The following is a 26176-nucleotide window of genomic DNA, read 5'->3' on the forward strand; positions in this document are numbered from 1 at the left end:
CGATGCTGCCGGGATTGCAGGTCCGGGCGTATCAGGTAATTTTACCGAGTAACAGGTACTCGATCAGCGCTTTTTGCACGTGCAGGCGGTTTTCCGCCTCGTCCCACACCACCGATTGCGGGCCGTCGATCACTTCGGCGGCCACTTCCTCGCCACGGTGGGCGGGCAGGCAGTGCATGAACAGCGCGTCGGGCGCCGCGCGGGCCATCTTGGCGCCGTCGACGATCCAGCCGTCGAAAGCGGCAATACGGGCCGCGTTTTCCGCTTCATAGCCCATGCTGGTCCACACGTCGGTGTTGACCAGGTGTGCGCCTTCGCAGGCGTCGGACGGGTTGGCAAAGAGCGTGTAGCGTTCCGTTTTCACTTGCGACAGATCGATGTCGTAGCCTTTTGGGGTCGACACGTTGACGTGAAAGCCGAAGACTTCGGCCGCCTGCAGCCACGAGTACAGCATGTTGTTGGCGTCGCCGATCCAGGCGACGACCTTGCCGGCAATCGAGCCGCGGTGCTCGATATAGGTAAAGATGTCGGCCAGCACCTGGCACGGATGGTGTTCATTGGTCAGGCCATTGATCACCGGCACGCGCGAATGGGCGGCGAAACGCTCGATGATTTCCTGGCCGAAGGTACGCACCATGATGATGTCGCACATGCGGCTCATCACCTGGCCGGCGTCTTCCACCGGTTCGCCGCGGCCCAGCTGCGAGTCGCGCGTGTTGAGGTAAATGGCGGCGCCGCCCAGCTGGTGCATGCCGGCCTCGAACGACAGGCGGGTGCGGGTGGAGTTCTTTTCAAACACCATCACCAGCGTGCGGTCGATCAGGGGGTGGTAGATCTCGTAGTTCTTGAACTTGCGTTTGATCAGGTGGGCGCGTTCGATCACATAGTCGTACTCTTCCAATGTGAAATCGGAGAACTGGAGGTAATGCTTGATCGGTTTTTTTGTCGACATAAATGACCACTAGAAGATGCGCAGGCCGCCGGCGGCGTGCCTTTCCCGCCGGCACGCATCAGTGTACTGATGGCTTTGCTGCCCGGCGCGCTACTGTGTTGATCGTCGTCCGCGCAGGCAGGCCGCGCGGCTCGATGCGGTTTGCCAAAGTTAAAAAATATGCAATGGCAGGTACGTCAGCCGTTCAATTATAAGGGTTTTGCTTTTAGATTGGAAAGACTGGCGGACTCCCGCTAGCCGGCGCCGGCGCCTGCCTGTACCGGCGGCCCCGTCAATAGATCGCCTGCGGCCCGGCGCCATCGAATTGCGGCGCCACCAGGGGCAGGTCCAGCGTAAAACGGCTGCCGGCGCCGCTGCTGGCCACCTGGATGGTGCCGCCCAGCAGTGCCGTGACGATGTTGTAACTGATCGACAGTCCCAGGCCGCTGCCGCCCTGGCCCAGCTTGGTGGTAAAGAAGGGGTCGAAGATACGCGACAGATGCTGTTCGGCGATGCCGCTGCCGTTGTCCTCGAACACGATGGTCACGCGCGCCGTGTCGGCCCTGGCGGACAGGCGCATCAGGCCGGTCTTGCCGCTGCCATGCTGGCCCGTCGCGCCAAATGCATGCAGCAGGGCGTTGTTGATCAGGTTGGTGATGACCTGGCCGAACGGTCCCGGATAGCTGTCCATGCCGATGCCGAACGCAATCTCGGTCTCGATGCGGTGGCCCGAGCTGCGGATGCGGTTCATCACGGTGGCGATCACTTCATGGGCAACCTGCTGCAGGTCGAAATGGCGGCGCTGTTCGGTGGTGCGGTCGACGGCCACCTGCTTGAAGCTGTTGACCAGGTCGGCCGCGCTGTGCAGGCCGCGCATCACCAGCCCGGCCGCCTTGCCGGCGTCGTCGATATACGCGGCCAGGTCCGAGCGGCGCAGGCCGGGGCCGTTCATCAGGCGCGCCACGTCCTCCGTCTTTTGCTGCATGGTGCTGGCGATCAGCAGGCTGTTGCCGATCGGCGTATTGAGTTCATGCGCCACGCCGGCCATCAGCGCGCCCAGCGCGGCCAGTTTTTCCTGCGACACCAGCTGCGCCTGCGCATCCTGCAACTGGCGGTAGGCGTTGGCGTTGTCGAGCGCAATCGCGCCATATGCGCACAGGGTGCGAAAGATCAGCCGTTCGCGCTCGCCGTAGGCGTGCGCCTGGCAGGCCTGCACCGTCATTACGCCCAGCACCCGTTCGCCGACCATCAGCGGCACGTACAGCACGCTCTGGTTATGCAGGGTGCCGGGCACGGTATAGGCGCGGCGCCCCGGCGGTACCTGGTCGATACAGATTTCGCTGCGGCTCCGCAGGCAGCGCACCGAATAGGCACGCGGATTGTCAAGCGGGATGGCGTTGTCGGGCAGCGGCCGGCCGGCTTCCATGCCGTAGGCGCGGCGCAGCGCCGTGCCGTTCGGGTCGAGCATGTAGACGGCGAAGGTATTGACCGGCAGCAGCGCATGCACATGGCGGTTCAGCACCAGGAATACGGCGCCGGCATCGAGGTGGGTGGTGATTTCCTGGCCGATGGCCGACAGCCGCTCCAGCGTGTCGCTGGTCTGTTGCAGGATGGCCGCGCGGCGCGCTTCGGAAGCGGCCAGTTCGCGGTGATGGTCGCCCTGCGAGCGCGCATGTTCGGTCTGGTGGCGCACCTGCATGGCAATCGCCCGGTTGGTGGCCTGCTGCGTATGGCTGCGTTCGCGCGCGGCGCCCGCGTCGAGCGCGATATCATAGGCGCGCGCATGGTCGCCCGCGTGCGCGTATTCGCGCGCCAGCGCGTCGAGCAGCTCGGCCGGCGGCGCGTAGCCGTCGATTGCCGTGGCTACCTGCAGCGCCTGCTGCAGATAGTGCAGCGCCGGATTGGCTTCGGCCATGCCGGGCGGGGCCGGCAGCTCGTGGCGCGCATGCAGCATGGCCAGCACGCGCAGCGCCGCCATGTGGTTGACGGCGTCGCCGCGCGCCGCCGCCAGCGCCAGGGCGCGTTCGGCGGCCAGCAGCGCGTCGTCTGGACGGTCCAGGTAGGACAGCGCATGTGCACTGCCGCGCTGGGCCTTGCAGCGAAAATCGGCCTGGTCCAGCGCTTCGGCGCGCTGCGCCAGACGGCTGAAGGCGTCGAGCGCCATGTCGTAGTCGCCCTGGTCCAGGCTCAGTTCGCCCAGGTAGAACAGGGCGTTGGCGTAGCTGCGCGCGCCCGATACGGGGGCCAGCACGGCCAGCGCCTCGCGCAGCAGTTCGCCGGCCGCGTCCAGGCGGCCCAGCTTGCGCATGGTTTCGGCGGTATGCGTCTGGCAGGCGCCGATGCTGCGCGGCCACTGCGTCGGTCGCGCCAGGTCCAGCGCGCATTGCATCCATTCGAGCGCCGCCTGGTGGTCGTTCAGATGGCCGAAGCAGTCGCCGATATTGATGGCGGCCGTGATGGCCGGACGCAGCTGCCCGCTGGCCAGCGCCGCTTCATACGCCTGCATGTAATGGCCGACGGCCGCGCCCAGGTCGTGCGAGACATAGGCTTGCACGCCGCGAAAATCGTGGACCCAGGTCGCCAGTGGCGGCGCCAGCGGGCCGTCGCTGAAGTGGCTGCGCCAGCGTTCCTGCGCCGCCGGTGCGTCGCGCAATACGGCCCAGCGCGCCGTCGCGGCATCGGCCAGGCTGGCGCGCACGGTATCGCCGGCGCTGCGCGCCTGTTCCGCTGCGGTCTGCAATTGCGCGCTGTTGCGCACATGGTCGCCACGGTCGACCGCGATCGAGGCGAGCAGCCAGTGCGCATCGGCACATGCCGCGCCGTCGCCATGCGTGCACAGCACGGCATGCGCGGCCTGGGCCAGTGCTTCGGCCTCGTCCAGCGCGCCATGCAGCCACTGCACTTCGGCGCGGACCAGTTGCAACCGCGCCATCACCAGTTCCTGGGCCACCGGCGTCAAGGCCGATTGCGGCAGCAGCCGGCGTGCTTCTTCGGCCAGCGCCAGCGCGCGCGCGCAGTCGCGCTGGCGCAAATGCCAGCACAGCTGCAGCAGCACGGGCAGGCGCGCCGCGCCGTCAAGCAGCGGCAAGGCATTTTCCCACTGCGCCAGGTCAGTATCGAGCGCGAACATCTCCATCCGAACACCTCCACCGTGGCGAGGGCGATGGCCTGCGGCCCATCACGCCCTGCGCCTTACCGGTGGCATTGTAAGCTGCATTGCGGCGCTTTTGTTCGGCTGGAAACACAGATAATGCAGGGCGCGCTCAGCGCGCGGCGTAGTGCACGGTGTCGAGCTTGTCGGTGGCGCTGACGGTGGCGCCTGGCAACTGCCGCAGGCCGGTAATGGCGATCATGTCGGCATTGTCGCGAAACTCCAGGCGCGTGCCGCTGGCCGTTTCAAATACGCCTGGCGAGCGGCCGAACAGCTCCACTTCTGGCTGGCCCTTGATCTGCGTGAAGTAGCGGTTCACCTGCTGGCGCAGGGCCAGCGTGTCGCCCGTGTCGAGCCGGTAGCTGTTGCCGTACTGTTGAAATTCCAGCGGTGCCAGTTTGTAGGCCTTGCCGGACGATACCTTGACCGTATCCTGTTCGCCCAGCTCCAGTGCGCTGGCGCTGAAACTGGACAGGCCGAGGATGGCGGCGGCGGCACCGAGGGCGAGGGTACGCGGGAAGGAAGTTTTCATGATTTCACCTTGTGATCGAAGTATGGGATGGGTGTTGGACCAGTGGTGTCTCCGGCAGCCACGCTGGCAGGGACAGTGCCAAGGTAGCAAGCGCGGTGCATGAAAACCAGTTCAAGGCGACGAAATGCCGGATCGGCGCGATGAAATGCAGAAAATCGATGGTGAACGGGTTTGGAAGTAAATCCGGAAAGCAGGCTCGGCAGCGAAATTAAATTTCGCCTGCCGACTTGTGAGGGAGAAAAAATTCGAAAATCAGTACAGCGTCTGTGCCGACTCGTGCAGCAGCTGGCCGTACAGGGTATGGCGCATTTTGGCGATCTTGCCTGCTGCCACCGCGTCCAGGATCGCGCATTGCGGCTCGATCAGGTGGCGGCAGTTGTAGAACTTGCAACCGCCCAGGTAGGGCTGGAATTCGCGGAAGGCGCGTTCGAGCATGCCTTCGCTCAGGTGGTACAGGCCGAATTCCTGGAAGCCGGGCGAGTCGATGATGGAGCTGTGTTCGCCCAGTTCCGGCAGCGTGTACAGGCGCGTAAAGGTGGTGGTGTGCTTGCCCGTGTCGAGCGCGGCCGAGATTTCGCGCACGGCAATATCGGCGTCCGGCACCAGCAGGTTGATCAGCGAGGACTTGCCCATGCCGGACTGGCCAATCAGGATCGACGACTGTCCCGCCAGCAGCGGCGCCAGGGTGGCCACCGCGTGTTCCGGCTCGGCGCGCGCCGACACTTCATCGACCGGATAGCCCATCGATGAATACGGCAGCAGGCGTTCGCGGGCGCGCTCCAGCGAGGCGGTCACGTCGGTCTTGTTGAGGATGATGCGCGCCTCGATGCCGGCCGCGTCGGCCGCCACCAGCGAGCGCGAGATCAGGTCGTCGGCAAAGCCCGGTTCGGTAGCCACCACGATGAACAGCTGGGTCAGGTTGGCGGCCAGCAATTTCGATTTGTACTGGTCCGAGCGGTACAGCAGCGTCTTGCGCTCTTCGATGCGGTCGATCACGGCCTGGTCGTTCGAGGTGCGCGTCAGGTGCACGATATCGCCCACGGCCACATTGGTTTTCTTGCCGCGCGTGACGCATTGCAGCTTGGCGCCATCGACGTCGGCCAGGTAATGGCGGCCATGGGCGGCGATGATCACGCCGGTCAGCTTGGCATCGCTCATGATTCCACCTGCCGGCCGGCGTAAATGGCATCTGCCTTGGCGGCGCAGACGAAGTCGTTTTCCGACAGGCCGCCGGCGCCCTGGTTGACCGAGTGCGTATCGTAGCGCACGGTGCAGGTTTTATAAGTAATGATGAGCTCCGGATGGTGATCTTGGGTATGGGTCATCCAGGCCAGGGCGTTGACGAACGCGATGGTCTGGTAATAGTTCCTGAAGTCGTAGCTGCGGCACAGCTTGCCGCTCTCCAGCGTCCAGTCCGGCAGCAGCGGCAGCAGGGCGGCAATGCCGGCCTCGCTCAGGGCGTGCTGCAGCGGGGCGCAGGTTTGCCGGGTCAAGGCTTCAATGGTGTCTGGCAGGTTCATGCGGTGGCCCCTTTCAGGTGGCGGATGCGTACGCTGGCCGGCGGGTGCGAGTCATAAAACGCCGAGTGCAGCGGGTCGGGTGTCAGGGTCGAGGCATTGTCTTCGTACATTTTCACCAGCGCCGATACCAGGTCGTCCGCCTGCGTATGTTGCGCGGCAAAGGCGTCGGCTTCGAATTCGTGCTTGCGCGAGCTGAGCGAGGTCAATGGACCCAGCAGGAAGGTGAAGACGGGCAGCGCCAGGGCGAACAGCAGCAGGGCGATGGCGTCCGACGACTGGCCCGTCAGTGCCAGCGCCACCGGATCGATGCCCAGCCCCGCGTAGAACCAGGGCTGGGTCTTCAGGAAGCCCAGCAGCGCCAGGAAGCCCAGCGAAACGGCAAACATCATGGCGATGCGCTTGACGATATGCTTGAGCTTGAAGTGGCCCAGCTCGTGCGCCAGCACCGCCTCGATTTCATGCGGCGCCAGGCGCGACAGCAGGGTATCGAAAAATACGATGCGTTTATTCGCGCCAAAGCCCGAGAAATACGCATTGCCATGCGCGCTGCGTTTCGAGCCATCCATCACGAACAGGCCTTTCGAGGCAAAGCCCACGCGTTTCATCAGACCTTCGATGCGGCTTTTCAGCGATTCGTCGGCCAGCGGCGTGAATTTGTTGAACAGCGGCGCGATCACGGTTGGGTACAGCACCATCATCAGGAGCTGGAAGCCGCTCCACACGCACCAGGCGTACAGCCACCACAGGTCGCCCGAACTGGCCATCAGCGCCAGCACCACCCACAGCAGCGGCAGGCCGATCATGGCGCCCAGCAGCACGCCCTTGGCCATGTCCGCGAAAAACAGGCCGCGGCGCATGGTGTTGAAGCCGAAGCGCTGCTCCAGCACGAACTGGCGGTAGTAATCGAACGGCAGGTCGATCAGGCCCGAGATCGCCACAAAGGCGACGATCAGGCCGATCTGGTACAGCATGCCCGGCCCCGTCAGCTCCTGCAGGTGCAGCGCCAGCCATTGCAGGCCGCCCAGCAGCGTAAAGCCGATCAGCACGGCGGAATTGACGAGCAGGGTCAGCAGGCCAAATTTGGTCTTCGCGACCGTATAGTCGGCCGCTTTCTGGTGCGCGGCCAGCGGGATTTTTTCGGCAAATTCGGGCGGCACGGCGGCACGGTTGGCCAGCACGTGGCGGATCTGGCGCGAAGCGAGCCAGAAGCGCACCAGCAGGGTCAAAATGAGGATGGAAACAAACAAAATCGAAAACGCGAGTGAATACATTCTGTGCCTGTGAGAAAATGGCTGATTATTCAGTTGATTAGGCCAAGAGAGAATTATGTCACAAGCGACCGACTTATCCACATCCTCCCCCGCACCGGCCGTGCCGGCCCGTCCCAACGAGATGAACCTGGTCTGGGTCGACATGGAAATGACGGGCCTGGAGCCCGATACCGACCGCATCATCGAAGTGGCGGTGGTGGTCACCGACATGCACCTGAACCTGCTGGCCGAAGGCCCCGTGTTCGTGATCCACCAGTCCGACGAGACGCTGAACAAGATGGACGCCTGGAACAAGGGCACGCACGGCCGCTCGGGCCTGATCGACAAGGTCAAGGCCTCGACCGTGACGGAAGCGCAGGCGGAAGCGGAACTGATCGCGTTCCTGAAGAAATACGTGCCAGCCGGCAAGTCGCCGATGTGCGGCAATACCATCGGCCAGGACCGCCGCTTCATGGTGCGCGGCATGCCGAAACTGGAAGCGTTCTTCCACTACCGCAACGTCGACGTGTCGACCCTGAAAGAGCTGTGCAAGCGCTGGAAGCCCGAGATCGCCACCGGCTTCAAGAAACACCAGAAGCACACGGCGCTGGCCGATATCCTGGAGTCGATTGAAGAGCTCAAATATTATCGCGAGCATTTCATTAAATTGTAAAGCGCGGGTTTCAAACCTGTCGCGGGTGATGTCGGATTACGGCGCGGAGCGCCTAATCCGACCTGCGCACCAGGCTATGTCCGGTCACTCATGCGTGTCCGAAGTCGAGCACGCGCGCCGTGCCATCTTCGCACAGCAGCGTCAGCGCAAACGGCCCGGTCTGCCGCAAGCCGGTGACCCAGACAGTCTCGCCCGCAGACCTGAAATATTCCACGCACGCGCCGCCTTGCGCGAGACGGCACACGATCACGCCTTGCCCCGCCACCGCGCACCATCGTTCCGCCACATCGATCAGCGCCACCGCCGGATCGCCATAGAATTCACCGATCGCCACCCTGATTCCATCCGCACCCGTCACCGAGGCCGATTCGTATTCATGCTCGACCACGTAACGGCGGCTGCGCGCCAGCTCGCGCGTGCTCATGCCTGGACCTCCGGCCACACGGCTTCCTGGTCGGCGCGCGCTTCGGCGATCAGCCATTCGCAGAACGCATGCACCAGCGGGCGCGTTTCGGCCTGGGGCGAGCGCAGCAGGTAGTAGCAGTGGGGCCCCAGCACATGGTGCTCGAACAGGCGCACCAGGCGGCCCGAACGCAGGTCGTCGCTGATCAGGGGGCTGGCGGCGATCGCCACGCCCTGGCCGCTGGCGGCCGCGTCCAGGCACAGGTAGGTGTGGGAAAAGCTCGCGCCGCTGTTGCCGCTATTGCCGCTGTAATGGACGCCGCAGCTGTGCAGCCAGCGGCCCCAGTCGATCTCGCCGGGCAGGTGCACTTCGGGCGCGTCGTGCAGCAGCGGGTAGCGCAGCAGGTCGGCAGGCTGCCGCAGCTTGGCGGCGCTGGCGCGAAAGCCGGGGCTGCAGACGGCCCAGAAGCGTTCCTCCATCAGCAGATCGACCTTCAGGCCCGGATAGCGGCCCGGCCCCAGGCGGATCGCCACATCGACGCCGTCGCGCGCCAGGTCGGCCGGATGCATCGAGGCCAGTACGCGCAGCTCGATCTGCGGATGGCGGTCGCGCAGGCGCCCCAGGCGCGGCATCAGCCAGCGCGACACCAGCGAGCTGGTGGCCGTCACTGTCACCACCTTGTCGTCGCCCTGGCGCCGCGCCGCCTCCGATACCTCGGCCAGCTGGTTCAGCACCGGCCCCAGCGCGGCCGCATAGCGCTGGCCGGCATTGGTCAGCGCCACGCCGCGCGGCAGGCGCTGGAACAGCACAATGCCCAGCCAGCTTTCCAGCTGCTTGACGTGGTGGCCGATGGCGCCGGCCGAGACATGCAGTTCTTCGCCGGCGCGCTGGAAGCCTTCATGGCGGGCGGCCGCTTCAAATGCATGCAGGGCGGCGAGCGGGGGCAGGTGACGGGACATGCGAGCCTTAATGAAATTGAGCCTATCCGTAAAGAATATTGGTTTGTTTCATTTTCCGCAAGGGCCTATCATGGCGTTCCTGAGAGAGTCCACCCGCAAATGCATTGACGCATGAGTGCAGGGTGACGCCATCTTCCCCTATCCTGAGAGGTTCGCATGTCTGATCGCCGCGCAGTGGCGCTGGTGTTGTTGTCGGCCGCCGGTTTCGGCAGCTCCGCCGTGTTTGCCAAAGCCGCGTATGCGTCCGGCGTCAATCCGTCGACCATGCTGGCGCTGCGTTTCGTGATCGCCGCCATGCTGCTGCTGCCGCTGGTATGGCTTGGTGGCTGGCGCCTGCCGCGCGGCCGCCTGCTGGCCGGCTACATGCTGATGGGCCTGATGTATACGGCGCAGTCGCAGGGCTATTTCAATGCCTTGCTGTACGCCAGCAGCGGCCTGTGCGGCATGCTGCTGTATGTGTATCCGGTGCTGGTGACGATCCTGGCGCTGACGCTGGGCTGGGAAAAGCTGGACCGGCGCATGCTGGTGCTGCTGGCGCTGGCGATTGCCGGCATGGCCATTACCCTGGGCGGCAAGCTGCAGGGCCAGCCGATCGGCATCGCGCTGGCGCTGATGGCGGCCGGCGTCTACGCGGTCTACATCTTGTTCGGCAACAGCCTGGCGAAACGCCCGGAAAACATCCATCCGCTGGCCGCCTGCGTGGTGATCCTGGGCACGGCCGGCATGGCCAACAGCGCCATTGCGCTGTGGCAGGGCGTCTCCCTGCCGGGTACCGCCACCGGCTGGCTGGCCGTTTGCACCATCGCCCTGTTTTCGACGGCGATCGCGATCGCGGCATTTTTTGCCGGCGTGGCGCAGATCGGCGCGGCCCGCGCCTCGATCATTTCCACTTTCGAGCCGGTAATCACCATGGCGTTCGGCGTGACCATGCTGCATGAAAAAGTCAGCGGCACGCAATTGCTCGGTGGCGCGATGGTGCTGGCGGCAGTAGTGTTGCTGGCACACAAACCGGCGGCCAAACCGGCCCTGATGCCGGGGGCGCAGGCCAGCGCCTGACTGATGACAGTTTTTCTCAACTGATCGCGCATGGGTACGCCATGCCGATCGGTTTCCTTGGCGCCGCGTTTTTCGCGGCGTTTTTTTTGCCTGCGCGGATACTGTTCAAATAAATCTTCAATTGCGAATGATTCGCATTTATAATTGATTGCACCAATCCCCACCAGCCAGCTTGCCGCCAGCCAGTGTTCGCCTTGAAAGGAGACCACCGTGCCTACCATGTGCCCATCACGCAGCAACGAGATCGCCGAAAAATTTGCCCGCCTGCGCCGCGAAAAGAACGCGCGCCACCGCGATATCGCCACCGAATTGCATATTTCCGAAGGTGAACTGATCGCCGCGCATGCGGGCCTGTCGCTGGCCGACGGCGCCTTGTTGGGCGCCGAGCGCCTGCGCGCCGAATGGCCGGCGATGATCGGCGCACTGGAACCGCTGGGCGACGTGATGGCGCTGACGCGCAATGCCTCCTGCGTGCATGAAAAAACCGGCGTCTATCGCAGGGCCAGCCACAACCATCAGGTGGGCCTGGTGCTCGGTGGCGAGATCGACCTGCGCGTGTTCTACCGCCAGTGGGCGCATGGCTTTGCCGTGCGCGAGATGAAGCAAGACGAGGTGCAGCGCAGCCTGCAGTTTTTCGATACCAGCGGCCATGCCGTGCACAAGATTTTCCTGAAACCCCAGAGCGACCTGGCCGCGTATGACGCGCTGGTCACGCGCTTTGCCGACGATGACCAGGAAGCGGGCATCGCGGTTGCCCCCGTATCGCCACCGCCCGCTGAACTGCCCGACGCGCAGATCGACGTGGCCGGCTTTCGCGCCGCCTGGGCCGGCCTGCGCGATACCCACGATTTCTTTGCGCTGCTGAAAAAATATTCGGTCTCGCGCCTGCAGGGTCTGCGTCTGGCCGAACCGCGCTTCGTGCAGCCGCTCGACACCTCGTGCGTGCTCGACCTGCTGAACGACGCGGCGCGTGAAAAAGTCGCCATCATGGCGTTTGTCGGCAATCCCGGCATGATCCAGATCCATTCCGGACCCGTGCACAAGATCGCTGTCATGGGGCCATGGATCAATATCCTCGATGCGCGCTTTAACCTGCACCTGCGCGAAGACCATGTCGCCAGCGCCTGGGTGGTGAAAAAGCCCACCGTCGATGGCCTGGTGACATCGGTCGAACTGTTCGATGCCAGGGGCGACACCATCGTCATGTTCTTTGGCGAGCGCAAACCGGGCACGCATGAATTGTGCGAATGGCGCAATGTGGTCGAACGCGCCGTCTCGGAGGGGCAATTATGCGCCGCATGATCGCCGCCAGCGTGGCGCGCCGCATCGCGCTGAAAAAAATGGGCGCGGGCGCGGTGGCGCTGGCCGCGCCGATGCAGGTCCTGGCCGGCGTCGATGGCACGGTGGCAGAAAAACCCGTTCATAAAAAACGCCGGGACAGTGCCCGGCGTTGATGTGCCTCGGTGCTGGAATGCTGCTTATTCGGCTGCCGGCTCGGCGCCGCAGCATTTCTTGTACTTCTTGCCGCTGCCGCAAGGGCAGTCGTCGTTGCGGCCCACTTTCGGCTCTTCGCGCTTGAGGGTCTGCACGGCCGGCTTGCGGCGCGGTACCCAGAAACGGTGAATCGCCGGCAGGTTCGCTTCCAGTTCCTGCGCCAGCTTGTGCGCCTTGACCGGGTCTTCCACCAGTTTCAGTTCTTCTTCCTCGATCTCGTCGGCGCCCAGCAGGTACACCGGCTGCATCAGGTCGCCCACTTCGGAGTCCCAGATCTCGTCCCACGACCCCTCGCGCAGTTCCATGCCGTCCCAGAAGCCCCAGCACCATGCTTCGGCGTCGATCAGGGTCTGGCCGGCGTGCTCGTGCTCGACGAACAGCGGCTCGAATTCTTTTGGCGCCACTTCGAACGTCACCAGCACTTCGTTCATGAAGCGCATGATCAGGTTGACGATGCGCTCTTCTTCCTTGCTGTTCTTGAACTTGGGCGCGTCCTTGATATCTTCGCCCCACACGCGCGGCAACCACTCGGCCGGCATGATCGGTTCAGGGCCGATGGCCACGGCCGTCAGATAGCCGTGCAGCATATCCATGGTCATGGCGTCTTCGGAGCACCGGTCCGACAACAGGAATTGGTCTAGTTCGTCAAATTCTTTTTCTGATAATGGCTGTTCGAGTTGCATGGCTTGCTCTTTTATTTGAAGTAAGCCGACAGTATACGCCTAGCTGCCTGCGCTCGCCGAAGTGTTTCTGCAGCACGCCGCCGCGCCCCGTACAATGGCGCTTATGCACAACGAAAACCCGCCGCACGAGGACGCCCGGCCCGTCCATCCCTTTTCCGAACTGAGTCCCGACTGCGTGCTCGACGCGCTCGATAGCGTGGGCCTGCGCGGCGATGGCCGCCTGCTGGCGCTCAACAGCTATGAAAACCGCGTCTACCAGGTCGGCATCGAGGACAGCGCGCCGCTGGTGGCCAAGTTCTATCGTCCGGCGCGCTGGAGCGATGCCGCCATCCTCGAAGAACACGCGTTCGTGTCCGAACTGGTCGAGCGCGAAATCCAGGTGGTGCCGGCGCTGGAGATTGCCGGCAGCACGCTGCACCAGTACCAGGGCTTCCGCTTTGCCGTCTTTCCCCGCCACGGCGGCCGCGCGCCGGAGCTGGACGATCCGGCCACGCTGGAGTGGATCGGGCGCTTTATCGGCCGCATCCACGCGGTCGGCGCGCTGTCGGATTACAAGCAGCGCCCGGCGCTCGATCACCAGACCTTTGGCGTCGAGCCGCGCGAATTCCTGCTCGAAGGCAACTTTTTGCCGCCCGAGCTGCTGGCCGCGTATTCCAGCGTGGCGCAGCAGGCGCTCGATGGCGTCAAGCGCTGCTATGACCGCGCCGGCGACGTGGCGCTGCTGCGCACGCACGGCGACTGCCACGGCGGCAATGTGCTGTGGACCGACGCCGGCCCGCATTTCGTCGACTTCGACGACAGCCGCATGGGTCCGGCCATCCAGGACCTGTGGATGATGCTGTCGGGCGAGCGCGGCGACCAGGTGCGCCAGATGAGCGACATCCTGGCCGGCTACGAGGATTTCTGCGATTTCGAGCCGCGCCAACTGTACCTGGTCGAGGCGCTGCGTACCCTGCGCCTGATCCATTATTCGGCCTGGCTGGCGCGGCGCTGGGACGATCCGGCGTTTCCCGTCGCCTTTCCGTGGTTTAATACACAACGCTACTGGCAGGACCGCATCCTCGAACTGCGCGAGCAGGTGGCTCTCATGGATGAAGCCCCGCTCTGGCCAATCTGATCAATCTGATGCAAATCAGGAAAAGCGCGGTAAACAGGCCTCTGCTTGCCGTGCTGATCGCTATCTGCCTGCCTGATAATGGTGGTAATAATTCCTGCAGGTAATGGAATTCACCCGATCAAGCGAGAAATCATGCAAGCACAGCACATCCAGCCCCAGTCCGACGCCCATTCCGACGACGAGTTCGGCCAGGACAGCATCGTCTCGCTGCATGATTTCCAGGACCTGGACTCCGCTTCCGACACGCCCGTGGCCCAGGCCAAGGCGGTCCCCGTCTCGCCGTCGCCGGAAACTGAAACCGGCGCCGACGCTGCGGAACCGGGCCGCCACCAGATGGAACTGAAAGCCATCCACGAAGCGATTGCCCGCGTCGAAGCGGAAGCGAAAGCCACCTGCGCCGCCGAGAGCCGCGCGCTGGCCGAAGCGCGCGTGCGCACGCTGGCCGAAGACCGCGCCGCCATCGATGCCGCCGCCGCCGCCGCCGCCCAGCAAAGCGCGCAGGCGGCCGAAGAAGCGATCGCCGCCAACCGCGAACGCCTGGAAACCATGCGCGCCGCCGCCCAGGCCAGCGTGGCACGGCTGGAAGCGGTCAAACTGGAAACGGCGGAATTGCGCGCCCGCGTCGAATCCGACAATGAAATCCGCATGGCCGCCGAGCTGCGCACGCGCGCCGAGCAGGAGAGCCGGCTGCGCGCCAGCGAACAGGTGGCGGTGCAGTCCGAACTGGCCGAGCAGGCCGCGCGCGCCGCCGAAGAATTGCAGGTGCAGACCGAGCAGGCGCGCTTGCAGGCGGTCGAACGCGTCGCCGCCGTGCAGGCGGCCAAGGAAGAAATGGTCGGCATTGCGTCCGCTGACGCGCGCGTGGCCGTGATGGCGCGCGAACGCGAACGCCATGCCCACGGGGCGCGCAAGACGGCGCAAATGCTGGCCGAAGCGGAAAGCGAAGCGCTGGAACTGACGGTGCAGCGCGAACGCGCCGACCAGATCGCGCTGGAATCGGCGTTCAACCGCGCCGCCGCCGAAGTGCGGGCGCTGGAAGAAGCGCGCGCGCTGGCCCACCTGGAGCAGGAACGCGAAGCGATCGCGCTGGCGCAGGCCGAATCGGAACGCCATGCGGCCCAATCCTTGCACCTGCGCCTGCAGACGGAAAAAGAACTGCGCGACGCGGCCATTCACCGCGAGCGCCTGGAAATGGTGGCTGCCGCCAGCGCCCAGGCGCGCCGCGACGCCGACGTGCGCATCCTGGCCGCCACCGAGGCGCGCATCGAAGTGGACCGGCAGCTGCGCGCCGTGGCGCTGGCCCGCATCGCCGCCGAACAGGACGCGGAAATCGCCGGCCACGCCCGCATGGAAGCGGAAACGGCGGCGCTGCAGGAAACGCGCGCACGCGAAGCGGCCGAACTGGCCGCGGCCGAAGCGGCCGTGCGCGAACAGGAAGAACAGCAGCAGGCCGCGCGGCTGGCGCACGAACGTGCCGAGGCGGCGCGCGAGGCTGCCGACGTTGCGGCGCGCCGGAATGCGGCCGAACAGCAGGCGCTGGCCAGCGAGCAGGCGCAACTGGCCGCAGAGCAGGAAGCGGCCACGCTGGCCGAAGAAAAAGCATTGCAAGCCGAGCATCTGGCGGCGCAGGAACGCGCGCGCTGCGAAGCGGAGCAGGGTGCGATTGCCGCGTTAAAGGCCAGGCTCGATGCGGAAGTGCTGGCCTTGCAGGCGACGCAAGAACGCACGGCTGCCGAACAGGCGCAGGCCGAGGCGCTGCAGGCGCAGGCTGCGGCCGAACTGGCATTGAAAGACGCGGCGGAGCAGGAAGCGGCCGCCACGCGCATCCTGCTGGAGCAGGCACAGGTCGATGGCGAACAAAAGGCAGCTGCCGCGCAGGCGGTGCAGGCGCAGGCGCGGCTGGCGGTGGAGCTGGGCCTGGTGCATGCCGACCGGGCCCGCGTGGAAAGCGACAAGGCGCAGGCTGGCGAAGAACTGCTGGCGTCCGAGCGCGCCTTTGTCGCCAGCGAGCGCGAGTCGCTGGCGCTGATCGACCAGAAGCTGGTGCAGCAGCGCCAGGCCACGGCAGCCGAAGAGCGGGCCTCGAAAGCGATTGCCGGCCGGCTGGAATCGGAACAGCAGAGCGCTGCCGCCGCCGAAGCGCGCGCGCTGATGGAACAGCAGGCCAGCGATGCGGCGCGCCTGTGCGAACAGGCCGAAATGGCGGCCCGCCAGGCGGCGCAGGACAAGCTCGAAGCGCAGCAGGCCCTGCTGGCCAGCGCGCAGGCGCATGCGGCCCTGCAGCGCAAGGCGGCCGACACCACGCGCGAGATGGCGGTCGCCAAGCAGCAGCTGCTGGAACTGGAAATGCGCCGCGCGCAGCAGCAGGAACGCGAACTGGGCGAACTGCGCGCCAGCCTGCGCGACAAGCAGCAGGAGTTTTCCGCTACCCTGACTGCCGCGCGCGCCAAGGCCGAACACGCCACCTCGGCCAACCTGACGCGCGAAGTGCTCGATCGCCTGACGCATACCAATGCGGTGACCGGCACCGTCTGGCGCTCGCGCCAGGACGACTGATAAAAAAAAGCGCCGTTCCGCGTAAAGCGGACCGGCGCTGATGCTGCCTGCAACGGGTCTTAATTACTGTTCAGGACCACCTTGTCGGCATAGTATTCGGTCTCGCCGAAACATTCGGTCGGCACGCCCTTGTGCTGGCTGTAGCTGATCAGGATGCGCTTGCCGGCAGCGGCCGTCAGCTGCCTGGCCACTTCCTCGTCGCGCACGCTGAACTGGAATTTCTCCGGTATCGTGCCCGGCAATGCCGTCAGCAGCAGCTCTCCCTCCCAGGTCTTGCAGACCCAGCCCCGCTTGGAAAACTTCTGCAGGTAGCCAGCCCGCTCGCCTTCCGAATACGAAAAGCTCAGCGCCAGCCAGGTGTAGGCGGCCAGCAGCACGGCGCCGGCGAGCAGGAAGAGGACGAAGGCGATGCTGGCTTTTTTGGTGGTGGGGGTCATGGTTGAATGCCGTTGGTTTGCGTCGTTTTTCCCCCAACTGCAAATGCCGGGGTCGGACCGTGAGGGACTCGGTGTCCCCGTCCGACCCCAGTTTTACGCCGTTGGGTTCGATTAAAAACAGTGATTAATCCTTGCGCCCGGCCTTCCAGTTCAGGCCAAAATTGTAGCGCTCGTCCATCGCCTGGTGCGCCGTGATTTTACCTTGGCCACCGAAGTATTCCACCAGTTTTGTCACCTGCAGGTTGCCGCCCTGGTTTTCCAGCATGGCGATCGCGCACATGGCGTGCTGGCTGTCGCTGTCCAGGCGCACTTCGACGGTCGGCTGGCCCGGAATCTCGATCGTCACCACGCCGTCGGTGGCGGCCCAGTTCGGCACGCCTTCGTAGATGAACGCATATACCAGCACGCGCTTGATCTGGTCGAAGTGGGTGCCGTTGATAAAGATGTTTTCGCCGCTGCTGATGCTGCCCGTGCGATCGTCGCCTTCCAGGTGGATGTACGGCGGCCGGTCGAACGCGCCCCAGCTGTTGCCCAGCGCCTGCACCGCGCTCTTGCTGCCGTTGCTCATCTCGAACAGGCAGCCGATATCGAGGTCGATGCCGCCCGCGCGGCCGGCCGGCTTGGCGAACAGCTTGCCGAGGAAACCGGAGTCCAGTTTCGATGCCGGCGCCTGGCCCTGCTGGGCGCTCTGGTTCCAGTTCAGGTTGACCTTGATGCGGCCATAGCCGCCGCTGTCGCGCTTGTCGAGCGAGATCTTGTCGCCGCGTTTTTCGAGGCGGATTTTCGACAGCGAGATTTTATTCGCCGGTGGCGCGGCTGGTGCCGGGACCGGCGTCGGCACGGGTGCCGGCGCAGGAGCGGACGATCCCGCTTCGCTGCCGCCAAAGTGTTTCAGCAGCGCCGCCAGGCCGCCTGCAAACCCCTGGCCCACGGCGCCAAAGCGCCAGCTGCCGTCGCGGCGATACAGCTCGCCGATAATCACGGCCTTTTCATCCTGGAAGTCGGTGCCGGCGAACGCAAACGTGGCGGCGGAACCGAGCGCCAGGCTGGATGCACCCAGCGCGCGCATGCTGCCCTGTTCCGTCGCGGCAGTGAACACCAGCTTGTCGATCGACTGGGGCAGGCGCGCCAGGTCGATCTGGAACACCGAACGCGGACCATTGAGTTCCACCGTGACGGCGTTGTCGGGCGCGCTTTTCTGGTTGTAGAACACCATGTAGCGGTCGTCCGATAGCTTGCCGGCAGCGTCGACGCCGAAGCAGCTGACATCGACTTCCATCGAGCCGGAAGCGATGTCCAGGGTGACGGCAAACGGGCCATTGAGCCCCAGGTCGGCCAGCTTGCCTTTTTGTCCGCGTGTGAAATTGGTCATGGTCGTGCCGTCCCTTCATTGCTGGTCAGTGGAGTCAGATTGATGGCGGTGGCCGGCAGCGCGGCGCCGTCCGCCAGGCGGATGCCGAACAGGCGCGCCTGCTCGATGATGCGCTGCGCCCAGCTCGAATGCGTGGCCACTTCGCACATCGATTCCTGCATGCGGAACACGGCCGGGCTGTCCGGGTCGATGATGCGCAGCGCCAGTTCGATATCGGTCTGCGCCACCTGGTAATGGCGCTCGATCTGCGGCACCTGGTCCGGGTGGATCGCGGTCTTGGCGATCATGCCGTGCGCCATGTCCTGCGCCACTTCGGCGGCCAGCCAGTCGTCCTGCGTCAGGTGTTCGAACACGGGCGCCGTCAGCTCGAAACCGTGCGGCTTGAAGATGGTCACCAGGCGACCGATCACCTGGCCCAGCGGCGTCTGGTAGATGGTGCCGGTGGTCGGGCGGCGCAGGCCCAACAGCGCCAGCAGGTCGTTGCCGCCGATGCGCAGCGCCAGGATGCGCGCACGCACCTCGGGCGCGGCCAGCTTGGCGCGGAACAGCTTCATTTCTTCGTCATCGAACACTTCCACCGTTTCCAGCGTCGGCATCAGGAGGTGATGCGTGTGGCGCACTTGGTCGAAGTACGACGAAAAATTGTGGCGCGTGGATTTCGGCAGCACGAAGCCGGCCAGTTTTTCCACGCCCGGCATGGCCAGCACGCGCGCCATCACTTCGGCATTGCGCACGCGCACGAAGCGCAAGGTATCGGACGCTTCGCACATGTTCTGCAGCGCCAGCGACAGGTTGAACAGCGCGTAGCTCAGTTCGCGTTCGGCGATGGCGTCTTCGGTGCAGAAGATCACCGAGCGCAGATGGCTGAATTTGTCGCCGTTGGCGATCGCCAGCAAATCCTTGTGCGTGGTGGGCACATACATCGATGCGCCGAGTGCTGCCTTGTGTTCACTTTGTGGGTGTATGGAGTTATCCATCGACTGCGCTCCTGATAAGGGCGACCGCCTGGTAAGGCAGCGCCGGTTGTACGGTAACGGGGATGGCTTTTTCTTGTGCCAGAAGCAGCAAATGTGCCACGTCCGGCGCATTCGTGTCGCGCACGATCAGGCGTTCCGGCACGCGGCGCAGCAGCACACGTGTCGCTTCGCCGATACCGGGCTTGATCAGGTTGATGTCGGTGATGCCGTACTCGGCTTGCGCCTGCGCCATATAGGCTTGCGAACGGGCCGCCATGGCCGGTGCATCGGTCGCCACCGCCAGCGGCACGCCGCTGCTGCCGGCAATCGCGATGGCGTCCGCCACCAGGCCGTCGGCGAACTGGCGCGACTGGTCGTGGGCTTCGAACTGCGCGTAATACACGCAGCCATGGAAGTCGCCGGGAGCTATCATCTCGTTCAGCACCGAGCGGCTGACCAGGCCCGACACGGTGGCGTTCAGGATGCTCGACGGGATCAGGTAGTCGTCGGACGAGGCGGCGCAGGCGGCGGTGCCGGCCAGGTCGGACAGCACGAACAGGCCGCCATCGATGCCGGTGCCGTGCTGCGCGTTGTAGTCATTGACGGTCTGGCGCAGTTCGCGCGAGATCACGCCTTTTCCCGTCCAGCCGTCGACAAACACGATGGAGTCCGCCGCGTGGCCGTGCGTCAGGATGTGCCTGATGGCGTTGGTGTCGATGCCGCGGTCGCGGATGATGGAGACGGAATAATGGCTGCACTCGCGCTGGAACACCTGGATCAGCAGATGCTTGAGGATCACGCCGACCGGCGTGCCGGCGCGTGCCAGCGATACCAGCGTAATCGCCCCTTCGCGGCGCGCAGCAATCAGCGCGGCCAGGCGCAGGCAGTCGCGCGCCATCTGCAGGCGGTTGGCGGCAAACGCGCTCTGGAACAGCGCCAGGTAGGCGGGCGAGGGCAGCGACTCGGGCGACAGCATCTCGCTGTAGTGGCGCTGGCCGGACTGGATCAGGCGTTCCTTTTCGGCCAGGTCGCGGATCGGCTCGAGCGCCATCGGTGTCAACAGAAACTCGACATCTTGCTGGCGGTAGCTGCCGCTGAAATGCTGCGTCGTCAGATTGCTCATAGCGCGCCCACCGTCAGCGCCGCCAGCTGGGTGCCGTTGGGGATGATGGCGTAGTCGCAGGCGGCCATGAAACGCGCGTCCGAGCGGCTGTCGCCCATGCCGAAGCTCAGGATCGGGCCATGCTCGGCTTCCAGTTCCGCGCGCAGGTAGGCCACCGCACGCGCCTTGTTCAGGCTTTTCGGCAGCACGGCCAGGTTGTTGCCGTTGCGGTGGATGAAGTAGTCCGAACCTTCCTTGGCGATCCACTCCAGCAGCACCTGCTGTTCGATATCGGCCAGGCGTTCGCCGCGCGCTTCATGGTCTTTCACCACCACATAGAACGGCGTGCCGTAGTCCTCGATCAGGCGCGCGCGCGACGGCATGCCGGCCTTCACCTGGAAGTCGTCGATGATGCGCATGGCGTCCGTCAGGCCGGGCAGGGCAACTTGCATATCGCTTTGCATCAGCGCCAGCCAGCCCGCGTCGAGCGCGCCGCCCGGCTGCAGCACGATGCCGCCGTAATCGAGCACGCTGTAGCTGGCAAACGGCAGGTCGACGCGGCGGAACGCGTCGCCATTCCTGGCCGTGGCCGGGATCAGCGTCATGCCGCTTTGCGCGAATTCAAAAAACGCGCGCTGGCGCGCCGTGGTAAACGAACAGGCGTCGCCATTTTTCAGATAGGCGGCCGGCTGCAGGTCGGTCTCGCCGGGAACTTTTTTCGGGGTCTGGAACAGTGTGTCGTCCAGGTCAACAAACAGGAATTTCTTCAATTTTGGTCTCTGACTGAAAGTGGAACAGGCGGCCATGGAGCTGGCCGGCGAGTTGCATGAGGGCCGGGCTGGCCGGGGTTTCATGGCAGATGAAGACGTGCTGGTATTGGCCAGGCGCCACGTTGTACAGGTAGTTGGCGATACCTTCGCCGTAATTGTCGTCGCAGTAGACGATATGGCCGACCGAACCCCACGACAGGATGGGCGAGCGCGTGGTCGATTGCACCACCACCCGCTTGCCCAGTGCCTCCAGTTCGCGCCCCAGCAGGAACGAAGGGTGCATGAATTCGCCGGTGCCCAGCACCAGCACGGATTCGCCGTCGGCTATGCCTTGCGCCAGCCGCGCGGCCAGCGCTTGCGGCGGCATCAACGGGCGGTCGACGCCGATACGCCCGAATGCGTCGCTGGCACCCCGCTCCGCGTCGGCTTCGAAGCGCTGCGCGCTGGTGGCCACCGGTGCCGGCGTCTCGCCCATTGTGAAGGCGTAGCGGCCGGACAGGGCCGCGCCCACGGTGGTGGGCAGGCCGAAGCGCTGGCTCAAGCCGGCGTTGGCGTCCTGGCCCATGAAGTTGGTGATCACGCCCAGGTGCAATTGCTCCAGTTGCGGATAGCGCGTGCGGCACACGCCGATCAGGTTGGCGAAGGTATTGCCGGTCGACGCTTCGTCGTCGATCAGCACCAGGCTGCGCGCACGCGCGAACACGGCGCTGGCCGAATCGGACAGATGCAGAAACTGGCGCGGCGCATGGCTGTGCGACTCTTCGAATTCAAAGAAGGGGACCGACCCCACGCGGTAGCGCGAGCTGTGCAGGAACAGGCCTTCGCTGCCGGGATGCGCCCGCAGCCACGCCTCGAACACGCCCTGGCCCAGGCCCACGGCGGTTTCCGCCATGGCGATAAAGACCACCGGGCCGGGCAGGTCCGGTGGAATCTGCGCGGCCAGGTCGGTGTGGATCGCTTCCATTGCGCCTGGCGTGACGGGCCAGTGCTTGCCCAGCACTTTGGACAGGAACAGGAAGCCGCGCTTGGCGTTGGCGCGCGCCGCGTAGCCGATCAGCTCGTCGAGCGCAAAGCGCGCCTCGTCGACCTGCAGGGTCAGCTCGCCGGTTGGCATCTGCTGGCGGATGGTGGTCATGGCAGTTCCACCGGATACGCCGTTTCGGCCACGCGCATGCCTTCGCGGATGGCAGGAATCGTGACGTTTTCATAGCCCTGGTCGAAGCCGGCCAGCGCGATATACGGCAGGTTGGGTCCGGCCGCGCAGGCCATGCCGATGCCGCCCGACATGCGCGGATTGATCTCGAGCAGCGCCAGGCCCTTGGCGCCTTCGCGGAACTGGATATTGAACACGCCATTCAACTGGTAATCGCGCGCCAGCTTGTCGCAGGCGGCCAGCAGTTCTTCGCGCAGTTCGATCAGCTGGCCACTGCCCGGCGCATGCAATTTTTTTCGCGGAATCGCGCACACCAGCCTGCCCTGGTCTGCCACGCAGTCGGCACTGTATTCATGGCCGTCCAGGTATTCCATCAGCAGCAGCGTCCTGAAGGACTCCATCTGCGCCAGGCCATCGCGCAGTTCCTGCGTGTTGATCTTGTAGTCGGCGCCGGCCAGCAGCAGCTGGGCGCTGGAGCGTTCGTCGAGCACGGCAAAGCCCAGGCCATACACGGATTCGGACGGCTTGATGCACAGGCGCTCGTGCAGCGGACGCAGCTCGGCAAAGGCCGCATCGTATTCGGCGATCGTGCTGACGGCGCGCGTGTCGGCCACCGGCGCCATCGGCAGGTCGAGGCCGGCGCAGAAGCGCGCCTTGTCATGCATCAGGACCAGCACTTCTTCGGTCGCCACGCTCAGCACGCGCGTGCCGATGGCTGCAAAGCGCTCGCGCGCGCTGGCGATCCGGCCGGCGGCGCGGCCTGGCCAGAAAATCGTGATGGCGCGTTCGCGGCAGAATTCCAAACACCATTCCAGGTAGTCTTCGCCCTTCAGGTCACTCGGTTCGACCGCGTATTCGTCGGCCGCCAAAAAGGCTGCCGCGTGTTCGTTCGGATTGGTATAGATCAGGTGATAGCGGCGCTGGCCGCCGGTGGCGGCGATGTCGGCTTCGCGGATCAGGCGCATGGCCGTGGCGACCGAGGAAAATGTTTTGTTGAACCAGACTCTTTGCATGTACGGGGACCGGTGAAGAAGCGAAAGAAAAACCGCGCGCAGCGTGAAGGCACGTGCGCGCGGAGATGGTAGCCAGCCTGACTTAACCTGGCCTTAGCAACTATAGCAAAACGACAAAATATTACCCTGCTTTTCCCGATGCCGTCCACTTCAGGAACGCGTCGCGGTTGCGCGAGCAGATAAAGACCTTGCCGGAGCCGGAAAAGCGCAGCACGATGCCTTCGCCGCTGGTCACGCTGTTGACGATATTGCCGAGGAAGCCGCCGATGCCGCCGCCGCTGTTGCCGCCGCCGGTGGTGACCGAGATTTCATATTTCAGGCTGTTGTCCCAGCAGACCACGTGCGAATTGTCGATCACGACATCCTTGCCCGGCTCCACGTCGAGCTGGAACATGGAGCCGAAACCGGACACCACCACCTGGCCGCTGCCGGCCGTCTCCATCACGAAAAAGCCGCCCGACTGCGCAAACAGCGCATTGCCGATGCTTTGCGTGCGCACCTTCATTTCGGTGCCGGAGGTGGCGGCGACAAACGCGCCGTCGTTCAGCAGATACTGGCGCGCGCCGACGTCGACCACTTCGATCGCGCCCGGCAGGGTAGGCGAGAGCAGGCAGTCGCCGCTGCCGCGCACCGCTTCGATATGCTGCTGGAAGAACGACTCGCCATTGGCGAAGCGGCGCATGATGGCGCTGCCCAGGCCGCCCGTCATCTTGCCCTTCAGGTCGAGCGCCGTTTCCATCATCACCATCGCATCGGACTCGCAATAGATGGTTTCGCCCTGCTTCATGCTGACATGCAGGAAGGGATCGACGTCACCGGTGACACTAAATACTGGCATGATAAATCTCCAAAAAAAAGCCGCCTGATATGTCCCAGGCGGCCGTGACTGATTGCTGCTGTGCCTGATCAGGCGTTCACGCCGAACGAACGTGCGAGAGGCCCCAGGCCACCGTTGAAGCCCTGGCCGATGGCCTTGAATTTCCATTCACCGTTGTAGCGGTAGATCTCGCCAAAGATCATCGCCGTTTCGGTCGAGCTGTCTTCGGACAGGTCGTAGCGGGCGATCTCTTTTTCGCCTTCCGCGTTCAGGCAGCGGATAAAGGCTTTCGACACCATGCCGAAGTTCTGGCGGCGCGCGTCGGCGTCGTGAATGGTGACGGTAATGCTGATGCGTTCGATGTCGGCTGGCACGCGGGTCAGGTCGATCTCGATGCGCTCATCGTCGCCTTCGCCTTCGCCGGTGGTGTTGTCGCCGGTGTGCACGACGGAGCCGTCGGTCGATTTCAGGTTGTTGTAGAAGATAAAGTCGGAGTCGCCACGCACTTTACCGTCGTTTTTCAGGAGAAAGGCGCTGCCGTCAAGGTCGAAGGTGGCGCCGTCCGTGGAACGAGGATCCCAGCCGAGGCCGATGATGATCTTCTTCAGGTTCGGTGCTTCCTTGCTCAGGTTGACGTTGCCGCCTTTTTGCAAACTGATTGCCATGTGGTGCTCCTTTTCAGTAATGGATTACTTGTATGCCCGGATGGATCAAGCGCGCAGGCTTGATCCATGCACTGCATATGGTGACGAAATCGGCTTTATCAAGCCGACGCCGCATGCCGTTTCCGGTAGCGCAGCGATGACCACAGCGATACCAGGATGAAGGCCACGCCCGACAGGCCCGTGAACCATTCCGGGATATGGTACTTGACCGAGCCCAGCATGATCAATGCCAGGATGCCGATCGCGTAGTGCGCGCCGTGTTCCAGGTAGACGAATTCGTCCAGCGTGCCCTTGTGTACCAGGAACACCGTCATCGAGCGCACGAACATGGCGCCAATCGCCAGGCCCAGCATGATGATGACGACGTCGTTGGTGATCGCAAACGCGCCGATCACGCCGTCAAAGCTGAACGAGGCGTCCAGCACTTCCAGGTACAAAAAGCCGCCGATACTGCCGCGCGCGACATTTTTCACCAGCTGGCCGTTGCCGTTCTTCACGGCGACAGCGCCGTCATCTTCCTCGTCCTGCAGGTCCGGTTCGCCTTCTTCCAGCAAACCGCTGATCCAGTTCACGCCCAGGTAGACGGCAATGCCGACGATGCCGGCGGCCAGCACGCTGTATTTTTCATCGACCGGGCCCATCGCCACGCACGCGGCCACGGCGCCCATGGTGATCAGCACCGCCAGGCTTTCCGTGCCCAGCGCATTGACTTTTTCTTCCGCCCAGCCCAGCCAGTGCAATTCCTTCTCGTCGTCAAACAGGAAGTTCAGGAACACCAGCAGCAAAAAGGCGCCGCCGAACGCTGCCACCTGCGCGTGATTGTCCGTCAGGTGTTTCGCGTAGATATCGGGCGTGGTGGTGGCCATGGTCCAGACATCCATCAGGCCCAGACCGGTGGCGACCGAGACGATCACCAGCGGGAACAGCAGGCGCATGCCGAACACGGCCACCAGGATGCCGACCGTCAGGAACAGCTTTTGCCAGAATTCATTCCAGTGGCGCAGCACGGAGGCGTTGACCACCGCATTGTCGAACGACAGCGACACTTCCATCACGCCCAGCACGCCCGTGATCCACAGCGCCTGCAGCATGCCGCTGGTGCCGCCGTGGGTATAGCCCCACCAGCCCGAGACCGCCATCAGGATAAAGGTCACTAAAAAGGAAATTCTGAAATGCTTCATGGGGACCCCGTTACTTGTTGATCTGAGACGTATTGTTTTACGTCAATTGTTGTATACGCCATGATTTTATATTACTTGTTGCCATCAATCGCGTTTTGTACGAATGAAACTGCGCATGGAAATGTTGGTTCTTCGATCCCGGCCGATCTGCGATAATTGCGGCGCGCCTGGAATGGCATCTGACCAACATAGACAACAAGGAACACCCGTGGATATCGCTTACCTCGTCACGCCCCTGATCACCTGGATCCTGGTCGGCCCGATCAAATTCCTGATCAACAGCGCCCGCACGCGCCAGTGGGCGTTCGGGCTGGTGGGCAATGGCGGCTTTCCCAGCAACCACAGCGCCGTCGTCTCCAGCATGGCGACCCTGATCGCCCTGCGC

General features: G+C 64.3%; 26 protein-coding genes. 7 read left to right on the top strand and 19 right to left on the bottom strand.

What is annotated here, in order from left to right:
* Window positions 1-31: 31 nt before the first annotated feature.
* From argF to RTQ46_RS20165, 6 genes are all read right to left on the bottom strand, one after another.
* Complete coding sequence (gene argF / locus RTQ46_RS20140) at window positions 32-952, bottom strand: ornithine carbamoyltransferase (RefSeq protein ID WP_312439367.1); 921 nt, start codon at window positions 950-952, stop codon at window positions 32-34.
* A 271-nt stretch (window positions 953-1223) separates the two neighbouring features.
* Window positions 1224-4067, bottom strand: coding sequence for an ATP-binding protein (locus RTQ46_RS20145; RefSeq protein WP_312439368.1), 2844 nt, complete (start codon window positions 4065-4067; stop codon window positions 1224-1226).
* A gap of 127 nt (window positions 4068-4194) precedes the next feature.
* Complete coding sequence (locus tag RTQ46_RS20150) at window positions 4195-4614, bottom strand: hypothetical protein (RefSeq protein WP_312439369.1); 420 nt, start codon at window positions 4612-4614, stop codon at window positions 4195-4197.
* 252 nt (window positions 4615-4866) lie between these two features.
* Window positions 4867-5772, bottom strand: coding sequence for a ribosome small subunit-dependent GTPase A (gene rsgA, locus RTQ46_RS20155; protein WP_312439370.1), 906 nt, complete (start codon window positions 5770-5772; stop codon window positions 4867-4869).
* A complete protein-coding gene (locus tag RTQ46_RS20160) occupies window positions 5769-6134 on the bottom strand; it encodes a 4a-hydroxytetrahydrobiopterin dehydratase (protein WP_312439371.1) in 366 nt (121 codons plus the stop codon). The genes rsgA and RTQ46_RS20160 overlap by 4 nt, the downstream gene beginning before the upstream one ends.
* Window positions 6131-7405, bottom strand: a complete 1275-nt coding sequence (locus RTQ46_RS20165) for a M48 family metallopeptidase (RefSeq protein WP_312439372.1) — start codon at window positions 7403-7405, stop codon at window positions 6131-6133. Before RTQ46_RS20165 ends, RTQ46_RS20160 begins: the two co-directional genes overlap by 4 nt.
* A gap of 55 nt (window positions 7406-7460) precedes the next feature.
* Between RTQ46_RS20165 and orn the strand changes: the two genes are divergently transcribed.
* Window positions 7461-8057, top strand: coding sequence for an oligoribonuclease (orn, locus tag RTQ46_RS20170; protein WP_308922429.1), 597 nt, complete (start codon window positions 7461-7463; stop codon window positions 8055-8057).
* Window positions 8058-8145: 88 nt separating this feature from the next.
* On the opposite strand, the gene RTQ46_RS20175 is transcribed toward orn, so the two are convergent.
* Both RTQ46_RS20175 and gcvA read right to left on the bottom strand, forming a co-directional pair.
* A complete protein-coding gene (locus tag RTQ46_RS20175; RefSeq protein ID WP_312439373.1) occupies window positions 8146-8481 on the bottom strand; it encodes a hypothetical protein in 336 nt (111 codons plus the stop codon).
* Complete coding sequence (gcvA, locus tag RTQ46_RS20180) at window positions 8478-9419, bottom strand: transcriptional regulator GcvA (RefSeq protein ID WP_312439374.1); 942 nt, start codon at window positions 9417-9419, stop codon at window positions 8478-8480. The genes RTQ46_RS20175 and gcvA overlap by 4 nt, the downstream gene beginning before the upstream one ends.
* A 156-nt stretch (window positions 9420-9575) precedes the next feature.
* Between gcvA and RTQ46_RS20185 the strand changes: the two genes are divergently transcribed.
* The 3 genes from RTQ46_RS20185 (at window position 9576) to RTQ46_RS20195 (ending at window position 11929) form a co-directional block, all read left to right on the top strand.
* Window positions 9576-10475: a DMT family transporter gene (locus tag RTQ46_RS20185; protein ID WP_312439375.1), complete on the top strand. Its 900-nt coding sequence runs from the start codon at window positions 9576-9578 to the stop codon at window positions 10473-10475.
* Window positions 10476-10694: 219 nt separating this feature from the next.
* Window positions 10695-11777, top strand: coding sequence for a hemin-degrading factor (locus tag RTQ46_RS20190; protein WP_312439411.1), 1083 nt, complete (start codon window positions 10695-10697; stop codon window positions 11775-11777).
* Window positions 11765-11929 carry a hypothetical protein gene (locus RTQ46_RS20195; protein ID WP_312439376.1) on the top strand — a complete coding sequence of 55 codons (165 nt, stop codon included), beginning with the start codon at window positions 11765-11767 and terminating at the stop codon, window positions 11927-11929. Before RTQ46_RS20190 ends, RTQ46_RS20195 begins: the two co-directional genes overlap by 13 nt.
* Before the next feature lie 24 nt (window positions 11930-11953).
* Here RTQ46_RS20195 and RTQ46_RS20200 read toward each other — a convergent pair whose 3' ends face one another.
* A complete protein-coding gene (locus tag RTQ46_RS20200) occupies window positions 11954-12652 on the bottom strand; it encodes a UPF0149 family protein (RefSeq protein WP_312439377.1) in 699 nt (232 codons plus the stop codon).
* A gap of 103 nt (window positions 12653-12755) precedes the next feature.
* Here RTQ46_RS20200 and RTQ46_RS20205 point away from each other — a divergent pair, with 103 nt between their 5' ends.
* On the top strand, window positions 12756-13769 hold the full coding sequence (locus RTQ46_RS20205; protein ID WP_312439378.1) for a serine/threonine protein kinase: 1014 nt from the start codon (window positions 12756-12758) through the stop codon (window positions 13767-13769).
* Window positions 13770-13901: 132 nt separating this feature from the next.
* Window positions 13902-16325 carry a hypothetical protein gene (locus RTQ46_RS20210; RefSeq protein ID WP_312439379.1) on the top strand — a complete coding sequence of 808 codons (2424 nt, stop codon included), beginning with the start codon at window positions 13902-13904 and terminating at the stop codon, window positions 16323-16325.
* A 59-nt stretch (window positions 16326-16384) separates the two neighbouring features.
* On the opposite strand, the gene RTQ46_RS20215 is transcribed toward RTQ46_RS20210, so the two are convergent.
* The 10 genes from RTQ46_RS20215 to RTQ46_RS20260 form a co-directional block, all read right to left on the bottom strand.
* Window positions 16385-16762 (bottom strand): hypothetical protein, encoded by a 378-nt coding sequence (locus tag RTQ46_RS20215; protein ID WP_312439380.1) that lies wholly within the window; start codon window positions 16760-16762, stop codon window positions 16385-16387.
* Between the two features lie 124 nt (window positions 16763-16886).
* Complete coding sequence (locus RTQ46_RS20220; RefSeq protein WP_312439381.1) at window positions 16887-18134, bottom strand: TerD family protein; 1248 nt, start codon at window positions 18132-18134, stop codon at window positions 16887-16889.
* Complete coding sequence (locus RTQ46_RS20225) at window positions 18131-19111, bottom strand: HpcH/HpaI aldolase/citrate lyase family protein (RefSeq protein WP_312439382.1); 981 nt, start codon at window positions 19109-19111, stop codon at window positions 18131-18133. The genes RTQ46_RS20220 and RTQ46_RS20225 overlap by 4 nt, the downstream gene beginning before the upstream one ends.
* Window positions 19104-20213: a cysteine protease StiP family protein gene (locus RTQ46_RS20230; protein WP_312439383.1), complete on the bottom strand. Its 1110-nt coding sequence runs from the start codon at window positions 20211-20213 to the stop codon at window positions 19104-19106. The genes RTQ46_RS20225 and RTQ46_RS20230 overlap by 8 nt, the downstream gene beginning before the upstream one ends.
* Entirely contained in the window at window positions 20210-20962 is a 753-nt protein-coding gene (locus tag RTQ46_RS20235; protein WP_312439384.1) for an HAD family hydrolase, read from the bottom strand. The genes RTQ46_RS20230 and RTQ46_RS20235 overlap by 4 nt, the downstream gene beginning before the upstream one ends.
* Window positions 20940-22097: a phosphoribosyltransferase domain-containing protein gene (locus tag RTQ46_RS20240; protein WP_312439385.1), complete on the bottom strand. Its 1158-nt coding sequence runs from the start codon at window positions 22095-22097 to the stop codon at window positions 20940-20942. Before RTQ46_RS20240 ends, RTQ46_RS20235 begins: the two co-directional genes overlap by 23 nt.
* Window positions 22094-23128 (bottom strand): ATP-grasp domain-containing protein, encoded by a 1035-nt coding sequence (locus tag RTQ46_RS20245; protein ID WP_312439386.1) that lies wholly within the window; start codon window positions 23126-23128, stop codon window positions 22094-22096. Before RTQ46_RS20245 ends, RTQ46_RS20240 begins: the two co-directional genes overlap by 4 nt.
* Window positions 23129-23249: 121 nt before the next feature.
* Window positions 23250-23966 (bottom strand): TIGR00266 family protein, encoded by a 717-nt coding sequence (locus RTQ46_RS20250; protein ID WP_312439387.1) that lies wholly within the window; start codon window positions 23964-23966, stop codon window positions 23250-23252.
* A 68-nt stretch (window positions 23967-24034) separates the two neighbouring features.
* Complete coding sequence (locus RTQ46_RS20255) at window positions 24035-24610, bottom strand: TerD family protein (RefSeq protein WP_312439388.1); 576 nt, start codon at window positions 24608-24610, stop codon at window positions 24035-24037.
* 98 nt (window positions 24611-24708) lie between these two features.
* Window positions 24709-25791, bottom strand: a complete 1083-nt coding sequence (locus RTQ46_RS20260; RefSeq protein WP_312439389.1) for a DUF475 domain-containing protein — start codon at window positions 25789-25791, stop codon at window positions 24709-24711.
* Window positions 25792-25999: 208 nt separating this feature from the next.
* Between RTQ46_RS20260 and RTQ46_RS20265 the strand changes: the two genes are divergently transcribed.
* Window positions 26000-26176: divergent PAP2 family protein (locus RTQ46_RS20265; protein WP_312439412.1), on the top strand; the 177-nt coding region annotated here is incomplete at its 3' end.

It is taken from the genome of Janthinobacterium sp. (assembly GCF_031995485.1).
GTDB lineage: Bacteria > Pseudomonadota > Gammaproteobacteria > Burkholderiales > Burkholderiaceae_D > Janthinobacterium.

Excerpts from the sequence above, each read along its gene's own strand:
- RTQ46_RS20195 (WP_312439376.1), top strand. The coding sequence starts at position 11,765 with ATGCGCCGCATGATCGCCGCCAGCGTGGCGCGCCGCATCGCGCTGAAA.
- RTQ46_RS20225 (WP_312439382.1), bottom strand. The coding sequence starts at position 19,111 with ATGGATAACTCCATACACCCACAAAGTGAACACAAGGCAGCACTCGGC.
- RTQ46_RS20190 (WP_312439411.1), top strand. The coding sequence starts at position 10,695 with ATGTGCCCATCACGCAGCAACGAGATCGCCGAAAAATTTGCCCGCCTG.
- RTQ46_RS20160 (WP_312439371.1), bottom strand. The coding sequence starts at position 6,134 with ATGAACCTGCCAGACACCATTGAAGCCTTGACCCGGCAAACCTGCGCC.
- RTQ46_RS20230 (WP_312439383.1), bottom strand. The coding sequence starts at position 20,213 with ATGAGCAATCTGACGACGCAGCATTTCAGCGGCAGCTACCGCCAGCAA.
- RTQ46_RS20205 (WP_312439378.1), top strand. The coding sequence starts at position 12,756 with ATGCACAACGAAAACCCGCCGCACGAGGACGCCCGGCCCGTCCATCCC.
- RTQ46_RS20250 (WP_312439387.1), bottom strand. The coding sequence starts at position 23,966 with ATGCCAGTATTTAGTGTCACCGGTGACGTCGATCCCTTCCTGCATGTC.
- RTQ46_RS20240 (WP_312439385.1), bottom strand. The coding sequence starts at position 22,097 with ATGACCACCATCCGCCAGCAGATGCCAACCGGCGAGCTGACCCTGCAG.
- RTQ46_RS20220 (WP_312439381.1), bottom strand. The coding sequence starts at position 18,134 with ATGACCAATTTCACACGCGGACAAAAAGGCAAGCTGGCCGACCTGGGG.
- RTQ46_RS20245 (WP_312439386.1), bottom strand. The coding sequence starts at position 23,128 with ATGCAAAGAGTCTGGTTCAACAAAACATTTTCCTCGGTCGCCACGGCC.
- gcvA (WP_312439374.1), bottom strand. The coding sequence starts at position 9,419 with ATGTCCCGTCACCTGCCCCCGCTCGCCGCCCTGCATGCATTTGAAGCG.
- RTQ46_RS20165 (WP_312439372.1), bottom strand. The coding sequence starts at position 7,405 with ATGTATTCACTCGCGTTTTCGATTTTGTTTGTTTCCATCCTCATTTTG.
- RTQ46_RS20145 (WP_312439368.1), bottom strand. The coding sequence starts at position 4,067 with ATGGAGATGTTCGCGCTCGATACTGACCTGGCGCAGTGGGAAAATGCC.
- RTQ46_RS20175 (WP_312439373.1), bottom strand. The coding sequence starts at position 8,481 with ATGAGCACGCGCGAGCTGGCGCGCAGCCGCCGTTACGTGGTCGAGCAT.
- rsgA (WP_312439370.1), bottom strand. The coding sequence starts at position 5,772 with ATGAGCGATGCCAAGCTGACCGGCGTGATCATCGCCGCCCATGGCCGC.
- RTQ46_RS20200 (WP_312439377.1), bottom strand. The coding sequence starts at position 12,652 with ATGCAACTCGAACAGCCATTATCAGAAAAAGAATTTGACGAACTAGAC.
- RTQ46_RS20215 (WP_312439380.1), bottom strand. The coding sequence starts at position 16,762 with ATGACCCCCACCACCAAAAAAGCCAGCATCGCCTTCGTCCTCTTCCTG.
- RTQ46_RS20210 (WP_312439379.1), top strand. The coding sequence starts at position 13,902 with ATGCAAGCACAGCACATCCAGCCCCAGTCCGACGCCCATTCCGACGAC.
- RTQ46_RS20260 (WP_312439389.1), bottom strand. The coding sequence starts at position 25,791 with ATGAAGCATTTCAGAATTTCCTTTTTAGTGACCTTTATCCTGATGGCG.
- RTQ46_RS20150 (WP_312439369.1), bottom strand. The coding sequence starts at position 4,614 with ATGAAAACTTCCTTCCCGCGTACCCTCGCCCTCGGTGCCGCCGCCGCC.
- orn (WP_308922429.1), top strand. The coding sequence starts at position 7,461 with ATGTCACAAGCGACCGACTTATCCACATCCTCCCCCGCACCGGCCGTG.
- RTQ46_RS20255 (WP_312439388.1), bottom strand. The coding sequence starts at position 24,610 with ATGGCAATCAGTTTGCAAAAAGGCGGCAACGTCAACCTGAGCAAGGAA.
- argF (WP_312439367.1), bottom strand. The coding sequence starts at position 952 with ATGTCGACAAAAAAACCGATCAAGCATTACCTCCAGTTCTCCGATTTC.
- RTQ46_RS20185 (WP_312439375.1), top strand. The coding sequence starts at position 9,576 with ATGTCTGATCGCCGCGCAGTGGCGCTGGTGTTGTTGTCGGCCGCCGGT.